Source organism: Ferrovum sp. (assembly GCF_027317285.1).
GTDB lineage: Bacteria > Pseudomonadota > Gammaproteobacteria > Burkholderiales > Ferrovaceae > Ferrovum.
Genome location: NZ_DAHVHV010000009.1, coordinates 42,333 through 52,610 on the forward strand (window position 1 = coordinate 42,333; position 10,278 = coordinate 52,610).

Annotated in this window: 11 protein-coding genes; all 11 read left to right on the plus strand. The window is 62.2% G+C overall.

Annotated features, from left to right (window positions below; genetic code table 11):
• Positions 1-25: 25 nt before the first annotated feature.
• A complete protein-coding gene (gene tldD, locus M6F29_RS03845; protein WP_298157618.1) occupies positions 26-1,465 on the plus strand; it encodes a metalloprotease TldD in 1,440 nt (479 codons plus the stop codon).
• A 48-nt stretch (positions 1,466-1,513) separates the two neighbouring features.
• Positions 1,514-2,593 (plus strand): 3-deoxy-7-phosphoheptulonate synthase, encoded by a 1,080-nt coding sequence (locus tag M6F29_RS03850; protein WP_298157619.1) that lies wholly within the window; start codon positions 1,514-1,516, stop codon positions 2,591-2,593.
• 3 nt (positions 2,594-2,596) lie between these two features.
• Positions 2,597-3,169, plus strand: a complete 573-nt coding sequence (locus M6F29_RS03855) for a DUF4337 domain-containing protein (protein WP_297480486.1) — start codon at positions 2,597-2,599, stop codon at positions 3,167-3,169.
• 9 nt (positions 3,170-3,178) lie between these two features.
• Positions 3,179-4,141: an acetyl-CoA carboxylase carboxyltransferase subunit alpha gene (locus M6F29_RS03860; RefSeq protein WP_297480483.1), complete on the plus strand. Its 963-nt coding sequence runs from the start codon at positions 3,179-3,181 to the stop codon at positions 4,139-4,141.
• Positions 4,116-5,108 (plus strand): tRNA lysidine(34) synthetase TilS, encoded by a 993-nt coding sequence (gene tilS / locus M6F29_RS03865; RefSeq protein ID WP_298157620.1) that lies wholly within the window; start codon positions 4,116-4,118, stop codon positions 5,106-5,108. The genes M6F29_RS03860 and tilS overlap by 26 nt, the downstream gene beginning before the upstream one ends.
• An 83-nt stretch (positions 5,109-5,191) precedes the next feature.
• The gene (gene ndk, locus M6F29_RS03870) at positions 5,192-5,617 is read left to right on the plus strand and encodes a nucleoside-diphosphate kinase (RefSeq protein WP_297480477.1); all 426 of its coding nucleotides are present in this window, start codon (positions 5,192-5,194) and stop codon (positions 5,615-5,617) included.
• Positions 5,618-5,628: 11 nt separating this feature from the next.
• Positions 5,629-6,711, plus strand: a complete 1,083-nt coding sequence (gene rlmN, locus M6F29_RS03875) for a dual-specificity RNA methyltransferase RlmN (RefSeq protein WP_298157621.1) — start codon at positions 5,629-5,631, stop codon at positions 6,709-6,711.
• Complete coding sequence (locus tag M6F29_RS03880) at positions 6,708-7,370, plus strand: helix-turn-helix domain-containing protein (RefSeq protein ID WP_298157622.1); 663 nt, start codon at positions 6,708-6,710, stop codon at positions 7,368-7,370. Before rlmN ends, M6F29_RS03880 begins: the two co-directional genes overlap by 4 nt.
• 8 nt (positions 7,371-7,378) lie before the next feature.
• Positions 7,379-8,605, plus strand: a complete 1,227-nt coding sequence (gene ispG, locus M6F29_RS03885) for a flavodoxin-dependent (E)-4-hydroxy-3-methylbut-2-enyl-diphosphate synthase (RefSeq protein ID WP_366525934.1) — start codon at positions 7,379-7,381, stop codon at positions 8,603-8,605.
• Positions 8,602-9,870, plus strand: coding sequence for a histidine--tRNA ligase (gene hisS, locus M6F29_RS03890; RefSeq protein ID WP_298157624.1), 1,269 nt, complete (start codon positions 8,602-8,604; stop codon positions 9,868-9,870). The genes ispG and hisS overlap by 4 nt, the downstream gene beginning before the upstream one ends.
• 4 nt (positions 9,871-9,874) lie before the next feature.
• A partial coding sequence (locus M6F29_RS03895; RefSeq protein ID WP_298157625.1) for a YfgM family protein occupies positions 9,875-10,278 on the plus strand: 404 nt, incomplete at its 3' end.

Below are 10,278 nucleotides of genomic sequence, written 5' to 3' on the forward strand. Positions count from 1 at the left end.
TACAGGAATATTTAGGATCATGTCCATGGACCCCATTTCGATTGCCAAAGCGACGTTGCTGGCACCGTTTGCCCTTGAAGAGGAAGATTTGTCCCGAACCCTGGGTTTGATGCTGACCCACGATGTGGATTATGCCGATCTGTATTTCCAGTATTCCCGCTCGGAAGGCTGGAGCCTGGAGGAGGGGGCCGTCAAGTCGGGGTCCTTCCATATCGAGCAGGGGGTGGGCATTCGCGCCATCAGCGGAGAAAAGACCGCGTTTGCCTATTCCGACGACATTCACAGGGAGGCGCTGGAACAGGCGGCCCGGGCCACGCGAGCCATCGGACGTTCCGGTCAGGAGGCGGTCTGTCCCCTGTTGCGTGCGAAACCACACCCGGCGGCACTTCTCTATGCCCCCCAGGACCCCCTGTCGACCTTGCCCGACGAAGCCAAGGTACGGCTTCTGGAGCGTCTGGAGGGAATGGCGCGCCGGATCGACCCGCGGGTCGTCCAGGTCATGGCTTCGCTGGCCGGCGAATACGAAGTGGTCCTGGTGGCGCGCAGCGATGGGGGATTCCAGGCCGATGTCCGCCCGCTGGTGCGGGTTTCCCTGCAGGTGATTGCCGAGCAGGGGGGGGTGCGCGAACAGGGTTCGGCGGGGGGGGGCGGACGCAGCGGCTACGAATATTTCAGTGACGCCATCCTGGAAGGGTATGCCCGTCAAGCCGTCCAGCAGGCCCTGCTCAACCTGGAGGCCCGCCCCGCCCCGGCCGGTACCATGACGGTGGTCCTGGGGTCCGGCTGGCCGGGAATCCTCCTGCATGAAGCCATCGGTCACGGCCTGGAAGGGGATTTCAACCGCAAGGGAACCTCGGCCTTCAGCGGACGAATCGGACAACGGGTCGCGGCTGCGGGCGTGACGGTGGTGGATGACGGAACCTTGCCGGGACGACGGGGCTCCCTGCAGTGGGACGACGAAGGCCAGCCGGGACAATGTACCCCGCTGATCGAGGACGGGATCTTGCGGGGCTATCTGCAGGATGGTCTGAATGCCCGCCTGATGAACATGGCGCCCACCGGAAACGGACGGCGCGAATCCTTCGCCCATCTGCCCTTGCCGCGCATGACCAATACTTACATGCGCAACGGAAATCGCCCGCCCGAGGAGATCCTTGCCTCCCTGGACCGGGGGATCTATGCGGTGAATTTCGGCGGTGGCCAGGTGGACATCACCAGCGGAAAATTTGTTTTTTCCATGTCCGAGGCCTGGTGGGTGGAAAACGGGAAATGCCTGTATCCGGTCAGGGGCGCAACCCTGATCGGCAATGGGCCGGATGTGCTCACCCGGGTCTCCATGATCGGTCATGATCTGGCGCTGGACCCCGGGGTGGGGGTGTGTGGCAAGGAGGGGCAAAGTGTGCCCGTGGGCGTTGGCCAACCGACCCTGCGCATCGATGGTCTGACGGTGGGCGGGACGGTCTAGCCCCCCCTTTGGTAGAATGTCGCTTTTGGCCAGTCGGGAATTCGGGAAATGAAGGATGTTTTACCAGAGAACGACGACGTAAGGGTTCAGGGCATCGAGGAATTGGTGACCCCGGACCAGGTGTTGCGCGAGATTCCCAGCACGACCGCCGCCGCCCGGGTGGTCTTCGACACCCGCCAGCAGGTTCATCGCATCCTCCATGGGGTGGATGATCGTCTGCTGGTGATCGTGGGACCCTGCTCGATTCACGATCCCATCGCCGCGCTGGAATACGCCCGGGGGTTGTTTCCCCTGATTCAGCACTGGCAGCAGGAACTGCTCCTCGTGATGCGGGTATATTTCGAGAAACCCCGCACCACGGTGGGTTGGAAGGGGTTGATCAACGATCCCGGACTCGACGGCAGTTTCAAGATCAATGAAGGCTTGCGGGTGGCGCGTCGTCTGCTGTTGGCCATCAACGAGATGGGGGTTCCCGCGGGGACTGAATTTCTGGATTTGATCACCCCTCAGTACCTGGCCGATCTGATCAGTTGGGGCGCCATTGGGGCGCGTACCACGGAAAGTCAGGTGCATCGCGAACTGGCTTCGGGATTGTCCTGTCCCGTGGGGTTCAAGAATGGAACCGACGGAAACCTGCGGATTGCGGTGGATGCCATCCGGGCGGCCCAGCAGCCCCATCATTTCCTGTCGGTGACCAAGGCGGGTCGTTCGGCCATCGTGGCGACGCGAGGCAACGAAGATTGCCACGTGATCCTGCGGGGCGGAAAAGCGCCCAACTATCAGGCGCTCCACGTGGAGGAGGCCGCCAGCCAACTGGCCCAGGGCGGCTTGAGCGCGCGCATCATGATCGATCTCAGTCATGCCAACAGCGCCAAAAATCCGGAGAACCAGGTGCATGTGGGGCACGATGTGGCGTTGCAGTTGCGCCAGGGCGAACAGCGCATCATGGGGGTCATGATCGAGAGTCACCTGCGCTCGGGGCGTCAGGATCTGGTTTCGGGGAAACCCCTGGTCTACGGTCAGAGCATCACCGATGGATGTCTGGCCATGCCGCAGACCGCGCACATCCTGGAAGAGTTGGGGATGGCGGTGCGGGCCCGGCGGGCCCGGGAAGACGAGGAGGAATGAACGATGGAACATGATTTTCACGTTCATGGCGCTCATGAACACGAACTGGAGCACGCGGCCCAGGGGCATGGAGGGACGGTGGCGCTGGCCCAGCAGGTGGCGATTTTTACGGCGATTCTGGCGGCGATCGGGGCCGTGGTCAGTTACCTGGGGGGGAATACGCAGAATGAATCGCTCATGCACAAGAATGAAGCGGTTCTCTACAAAGCCCATGCCAGCGATCAGTGGAGTTTTTATCAGGCCAAGAGCACCAAGGCCCATCTGATGTCCCTGGCGGCCCAGTTGGCTCCGGAAGACCGGCGGCGGGGTTATGCGGCCGATCTGGCGCGTTACGAGACGGAAAAGAAGGAGATCAAGGCGCGGGCCGAGGCTTTTGAGGCACAATCGCGCTACGAGAACGAATTGGCCGACAAGTATTTTCATCCACACCATGCCCTGGCGCTGGCCATGACCTTCATACAAATTGCCATCGCCCTGGCTTCGGTGACTGCGCTGACCCAGCGGCGCTGGCTGCTCTGGCCAGCCGGCGTGGGAGCGTTGGTGGGCTGTGGGCTGGCGGTTTGGGCTTATCTCTGAGGACGGGCGATGAAAACGGTATTTCTGGAATTTGAACAACCCATTGGGGAACTGGAATCCAAAATCGAGGAACTGCGTTTCATGCAGGAAGATTCGGCGGTGGATATCTCCCAGGAAATCGAACGGTTGCAAAAGAAGAGTCAGACCCTGACCAAGGATATTTATGCGGGCCTCAAGGCCTGGCAGGTGGCGCAGGTGGCCCGCCATAGCCAGCGCCCCTATACCCTGGACTACATCGAAGCGCTGTTTACGGGGTTTGAAGAATTGCATGGCGACCGGAGTTTTTCCGACGACCCGGCGATCGTCTGTGGGGTGGCCCGTTTTGGTGAACGCCCGGTCGTGGTGATCGGTCATCAGAAAGGACGCGATACCAAGGACCGCATCTACCGGAATTTCGGGCAGGCGCGTCCGGAAGGTTACCGGAAGGCGCTGCGTCTGATGCGTCTGGCCGAGAAATTCCACCTGCCGATTTTCACCTTTATCGACACGCCCGGCGCTTATCCGGGGATCGGGGCCGAGGAACGGGGGCAGTCGGAGGCCATCGGGCGCAATCTGCTGGAAATGGCGGCCCTGCAAACGCCGATCATCTGCACGGTGATTGGGGAGGGCGGGTCGGGGGGAGCCCTGGCGGTGGGCGTGGGCGACGCCACCTTGATGCTCCAGTACGGAATTTACTCGGTGATCTCTCCGGAGGGCTGTGCCGCCATTCTGTGGAAAACGCCCGAAAAGACCAGCGATGCCGCGGAAGCCCTGGCCATTACCTCCGCGCGTCTGAAATCGCTGGGCCTGGTGGACAAAGTGGTGGCGGAACCGCTCGGGGGGGCGCACCGGGATCCGGTGACCATGATGCAGAACCTGCGTCGTGCGCTGCAGGACACCTTGAAATCCCTGGATGCCCTGACCCTGGATGAATTGCTGGCGCGACGTCATGATCGCCTGATGGGGTATGGAAAGTTCAAGGAAAACCACTGATCCCCTGTCCCGGCAGGTGTCCCGGCAACTGACCGGATTCCTGCAACCGGGGCAACGTCTGGTGGTGGCCCTGAGCGGCGGACTGGATTCGGTCGTGTTGCTGCATGTGTTGCGCGGGCTCCAGTCCGAACTGGGCTTCCGTTTGAGCGCGGTGCACGTCAATCATCGACTTCAATCTGCGGCCAACGACTGGGCGGCATTCTGTGCGCGGTTATGTCAGCAGTGGCAGATCCCCTGCGCTGAATCTGTCGTGACGGTGACCCGGAAGGGGGGGGAAAGCCTGGAGGCGGTGGCCCGTGCCCGGCGTTATGAGGTTTTTGCCCGTCAGTCGGCGGAGTGGGTGGCCCTGGCGCATCATCAGGACGATCAGGCGGAGACCGTATTGCTGCAGTTGCTGCGGGGGGCCGGGTTGCCGGGGCTGCAGGCCATGCCTCAGCAGCGTTTGCTGGGTCCGGACGGACCGAGCCTGGTGCGTCCCCTGCTGGGGGTTCCGCGTGCCGTCCTGCAATCTTACGCCGAGGCACGGGAGCTGGACTGGGTCGAGGACCCCTCCAATCGGGATCCCCGTCATGCGCGGAACTTTCTGCGCCAGCGCGTGGGTCCCTTGCTGGACGAGGCTTTTCCGGCCTGGCGGGCCACATTGAGTCGCAGCGCGCGTCATCTGGCGCAGGCGCAGGCCGTCCTCGATGACCTGTCCGCCCAGGACTGGCAAGAGATTTCCGATGAACGGGGCCTGAAAGTCGCGGCATTGCAGCCCTTGACGGAGGCTCGTGCGCTCCATCTGCTGCGCTGGTGGATTCGGCAACAGGGGGCCCCCGCCTGCTCGGAACAGCGTTTGCAGGAGATTTTGCGCCAGGGCAAGGCACGTCCGGACCACCATCCGGAAATTCGCTGGGCCGGTTGGACCCTGGTGCGGCGTCAGGGATACTGGCGGATTTCGCCCCCTGCCGGGCAGGAGTTTTCCTGATCCATCCGGGAGGACGGGCTGCGTTTTCTTTGGGCTCATGATAGAATCGAAGGGTTTTCCCTATACTTTTTTGGAGTCCCTGTATGTCCCTCGAGAGAACCCTATCCATTTTGAAACCGGATGCCGTTGCCAAGAACGTGATCGGTGAGATTTACACCCGCTTTGAAAAGGCGGGCCTCAAGGTGATAGCGGCCCGCATGGCCTGGCTGTCCCAACGGGAAGCCGAGGGCTTTTATGCCGTCCATCGCGAACGTCCCTTTTTCAAGGATCTGGTTTCATTCATGATTTCCGGGCCGGTGATGATCCAGGTACTGGAAGGCGAAAATGCGATCCTCAAGCATCGCGACCTGATGGGCGCCACCGATCCCAAAAAAGCGGCTCCTGGCACGATTCGTGCGGATTTTGCCGAAAGCATCGACGCCAATGCCGTCCATGGTTCTGATGGTGCAGAGACTGCCGCGGTTGAAATCGCTTACTTTTTTCCGGCCGCCCAGATTCATTCCCGTTGATTTGATGAACGATGACCATCAACCTGTTGGGCTTGAACCGCGCTGAGCTCACCCAGTTTCTGACAGGATTGGGGGAGAAGCCTTTTCGCGCCCGGCAGGTGATGCGCTGGATTCATCAGGAAGGCGTGGCAGATTTCGGCCAGATGACCGACCTGTCCAAAACGGCCCGCCAACGTCTGGCAGAACACGCCCATGTGGAGGTGCCCGCCCTGGTTTCCGAGCAGACGGCCGAGGACGGGACGCGCAAGTGGGTTCTCTCTCTGGGCCCCGGGAATGCCATCGAAACGGTTTTCATTCCCGAAGCCCACCGCGGGACGCTGTGCATCTCCTCCCAGGTGGGCTGTGCCCTGGAATGTTCTTTCTGTTCCACCGGGCGGCAAGGGTTCAATCGCAACCTGACGACCGCCGAGATCGTCGGACAGGTCTGGTGGGCCAACCAGGCCCTGGGCGCCAACGAGTCGCATGAACGGGTCATCAGCAACGTCGTTCTGATGGGCATGGGCGAACCCCTGCTCAATTATGACGCGGTGGTGGCGGCCCTGGATATTCTGCTGGACGATTTTGGCTATGGATTGTCGCGGCGCCGTGTGACTCTGTCCACCTCGGGCGTGATTCCTGCCCTGGATCGTTTGAGCGAACGTGCTCCGGTGGCTCTGGCGGTCTCCCTGCACGCCCCCACCGACGAGTTGCGCGACCAACTGGTGCCGATCAACCGGAAATATCCCCTTGCAGCCCTGATGGCGGCCTGTCGGCGTTATCTGAAGGCCGCGCCCCGTGATTTCATCACCTTTGAGTATGTGATGCTGGCCGGGGTCAACGATTCCGACCAGCAGGCACGGCAATTGATCGATTGTGTGCGGGACGTCCCCTGCAAGTTCAACCTGATCCCCTTCAATCCCTTTCCGGGGTCCGGGTATCGACGCTCTGCACCGGAAAGAATCGCCCGTTTTCGTGACCTCCTCATGGCTGCGGGGCTGGTCGTGACGGTGCGCAGGACCCGCGGGGATGACATCGATGCCGCCTGTGGTCAGTTGGCGGGAAAGGTGGTGGATCGCAGCCGGCGGCACGAAAAACGCGAGGAAGAGCGGATATGAATCAGGAAAGTGGCGGACAGTCCCACGTTGGGCAAAGCCTCACCGCACTGCGCGAGCAGAAGGGGCTCACGCTCCAGGACATGGTGCAGCGCCTGCGTTTTTCTCCGCACCAGTTGCAGTTGCTGGAAGCGGGCGACTACGATGCCTTGCCCGACATCATGTTTGTGCGTGCGCTGGTGCGCGCCTATGCCAGTCAACTGGGAGAATCTCCTGCCGCCCTGCTGGCCCAACTCGAGCGGGAGCGGCAGGATGCACGCCCCCCGCACCTCGTGCCGCAGACTTCCCCGCCTGTTCAGCCCAGGAGACAGCGACCCTGGGGCCGGGAAATTTCGGCTTCCTGGAAACAGGTGCCGCGTGCGTTCCCGGTGGGGGTGCTGCTGATCGTGCTTATTCTGGGCGCAGCTGGCGTGGCGGGTTGGCAAACGGGCGTTTTTTCGGGAAAGAATCCCCTGGAAGCGACCACCGTGGCGCATCCATCTTCCCTCCGGTCTCCTTTTTCCAATGCACTTCCTCCCCTGGAATCCACACCCGTCCAGGCAGAACCGGCGCAACCCCTTCCTGCCGGGAAACTCTCTGAAGAAGACAGGCTGCCCCGGTCGTCCGCTGCTTCCCCCGCGCACCCTGTGCCGCCACAGGGATCGGTGACGGGGCAGCCATGAGCAGCTCCATGCAGGAAGGGATCCAGCGGCGCCATTCCCGTCCGGTTCAGGTCGGGTCCCTGTGGATTGGCGGGGATGCACCCATCGTCGTGCAATCCATGACCAATACCGATACGGCGGATTTCGAGGCGACCCTCCAGCAGATCCAGGCCCTGGCCCAGGCAGGCTCGGAACTGGTGCGGGTGACCGTGAATACGGCAGAAGCCGCCCGCCAGGTTCCTGCGCTGCGCCAGGCCCTCGACCGAACGGGATATGCCGTTCCTCTGGTGGGGGACTTTCACTTCAACGGACACAAACTGTTGAGTGAGTTTCCCGAGTGTGCCCGGGCGCTGGCCAAATACCGTATCAATCCCGGCAATGTCGGGCAGGGTTCCCGGCGCGACGAGCAGTTTGCCCGGTTGATCGAACTCGCGCGGACCCATGATAAACCGATCCGGATCGGCGTGAACTGGGGCAGTCTGGACCCCCAGGTCATGGCCCGCTTCATGGATGAAAATGCCCGTCTGGCCGAGCCCCATCCGGTTTCCCGGGTCATGCGCCAGGCGCTGGTGGCTTCGGCACTGGAAAGTGCCGCGCAGGCAGTGGCCTGGGGTTTGGCGCCCGAGCGCATCGTCCTGTCCTGCAAGGTGAGCGGGGTTCAGGATCTGATCGCCGTTTACCGGGATCTGGCCCGGCGCTGTGACTACCCGCTGCACCTCGGTTTGACGGAAGCCGGCCTGGGGAGCAAGGGGATCGTGGCCTCCACGGCGGCCCTGGCTGTGCTGTTGCAGGAAGGGATCGGGGATACCCTGAGGGTATCGCTGACGCCGGAGCCCGGCGGCGACCGCACCCTGGAAGTTCGGGTGGCCCAGGAGATTCTTCAGTCCCAGGGGCTGCGCGCTTTTGTGCCTCAGGTGACGGCCTGTCCCGGATGCGGGCGAACCACCAGTACCTATTTCCAGTCCCTGGCCCAACAGATCGAGGCTTACCTGCGCCGTCAAATGCCCCTCTGGCGGGATCGGTATCCGGGCGTGGAGCATCTGCAGGTGGCGGTGATGGGGTGTGTGGTCAATGGTCCTGGCGAAAGCAAGCTGGCCGATATCGGCATCAGCCTTCCCGGTTCGGGCGAGCGTCCGGTGGCCCCCGTCTATGTGGATGGAGAAAAGACCGTAACGCTCAAGGGCGAACGGATTGCAGAAGAGTTTCAGGCGCTGGTGGAGACCTATGTGGCTCGGCGCTACGGAGTGGGTACATGAAAGGTGAACAGTTTCAGGCTGTCCGCGGGATGAACGACGTCATCCCGGGGGTGAGCGAGCAGTGGGCTTTTCTCGAGGAAGAAATTCGCCAGTGGTTGCGTGCTTACGCGTATCGGGAGGTCCGGTTCCCCGTGGTGGAACCCACCGGTCTGTTCGTCCGTTCCATCGGGACGGCAACGGATATCGTGGAAAAGGAGATGTACAGTTTCGTGGATTCCCTCAACGGGGAGGCCTTGACCTTGCGTCCCGAAGGAACGGCTTCCTGCGCCCGGCTGGTCATCCAGCATCATCTGTTGCACGCCGGACCTCAGCGACTCTGGTACATGGGCCCCATGTTTCGCCATGAACGTCCCCAGAAAGGACGCTACCGGCAGTTTCACCAGTGTGGCGTGGAAGCGATGGGTTTTGCCGGCCCCGAGATGGATGCCGAACTGATTCTCATGACCGCCCGGCTCTGGCAGCGCCTGGGACTGAGCGATGTTTCCCTGCACCTCAATACCATTGGGTCCAGTGCCACTCGGGCGCGTTACCGTACGCGCCTGCAGACCTATTTTTCGGCCCACGCGGATCGTCTGGACGAGGACTCGCGGCGACGCCTCGCCACCAACCCCTTGCGTATCCTGGACAGCAAGAATCCGGCCATGACCGGGCTGATCGAGAATGCCCCCCGACTGATGGATGATCTGGATGAGGAATCCCGCGTTCATTTCGAGACCTTGCAAGGGCTGTTGCAGCAGAATGGCGTGGCGTATCAAATCGATCCGCGTCTGGTGCGCGGGTTGGACTATTACAATGCCACGGTGTTTGAATGGATGACTCCCCTGCTGGGGGCCCAGAGCACCATCTGCGGCGGGGGACGGTACGATGGGCTGCTGGAGCAGTTGGGCGGGAAACCTGCTCCGGCCTGTGGTTTTGCCCTTGGAATGGAGCGGCTCCTGGCTTTGCTGGAACAGCAACCGCACTGGGCGCAGCGATTCGGCGTTCATCCCGGGGTGTATGTCATGCACCAGCGGCAGGAAGCCTGGGCCCTGCGCGTGGCCGAGACGCTGCGTTCCTCCGGGTTGGACGTGCACTTTCATGCGGGCGGAGGAAATTTCAAGTCCCAGATCAAGCGTGCCGACGCCAGTGGTGCGGGGTGGGCCATCATTCTGGGCGAAGAGGAGGCGGCGCACCAGAAGGTTTCGCTCAAGCCGTTGCGTGGTCAGGGTGCCCAGTCGACACTGGATGTCATGGAAGCGATCCAACAAATCAAGTCAAGTGAGTGAATCCATGTACGATCTCGAAGAACAGGAACAAATCGATTCTCTGAAAGCCTGGTGGCGCCAGTATGGCAAGTGGGTGATGGTGGGGACGGCGGCAGCCCTGCTGGGGGTCGGCGGATACAATGGCTGGCTCTGGTACGGACACCGTCAGGACAAGGAAGCCGGACGCGCCTTTGAAGCCATACGGGTGGCTGCCCGCACGGGAGCGGTGACGCCCACTCTGGGGGCTGCCCGCGCCTTGCAGTCTCAGCAGCCCGACAGCGCCCTGGCTACCCGGGGCGCCCTGATTGCTGCGGCGATCTGCCATGCTCAGGGCAAGGACGGTGACGCCCAGGGAGAACTGGAGTGGGTTGTTCAGCATTCCCGGGAACCGGCCCTGGTTGATCTTGCGCGCTTGCGCCTGGCGGGGCT

Bases quoted from the DNA above. Each gene is read 5' to 3' on its own strand.
- tldD (WP_298157618.1), top strand. From the start codon at position 26: ATGGACCCCATTTCGATTGCCAAAGCGACGTTGCTGGCACCGTTTGCC.
- M6F29_RS03850 (WP_298157619.1), top strand. From the start codon at position 1,514: ATGAAGGATGTTTTACCAGAGAACGACGACGTAAGGGTTCAGGGCATC.
- M6F29_RS03855 (WP_297480486.1), top strand. From the start codon at position 2,597: ATGGAACATGATTTTCACGTTCATGGCGCTCATGAACACGAACTGGAG.
- M6F29_RS03860 (WP_297480483.1), top strand. From the start codon at position 3,179: ATGAAAACGGTATTTCTGGAATTTGAACAACCCATTGGGGAACTGGAA.
- tilS (WP_298157620.1), top strand. From the start codon at position 4,116: ATGGAAAGTTCAAGGAAAACCACTGATCCCCTGTCCCGGCAGGTGTCC.
- ndk (WP_297480477.1), top strand. From the start codon at position 5,192: ATGTCCCTCGAGAGAACCCTATCCATTTTGAAACCGGATGCCGTTGCC.
- rlmN (WP_298157621.1), top strand. From the start codon at position 5,629: ATGACCATCAACCTGTTGGGCTTGAACCGCGCTGAGCTCACCCAGTTT.
- M6F29_RS03880 (WP_298157622.1), top strand. From the start codon at position 6,708: ATGAATCAGGAAAGTGGCGGACAGTCCCACGTTGGGCAAAGCCTCACC.
- ispG (WP_366525934.1), top strand. From the start codon at position 7,379: ATGCAGGAAGGGATCCAGCGGCGCCATTCCCGTCCGGTTCAGGTCGGG.
- hisS (WP_298157624.1), top strand. From the start codon at position 8,602: ATGAAAGGTGAACAGTTTCAGGCTGTCCGCGGGATGAACGACGTCATC.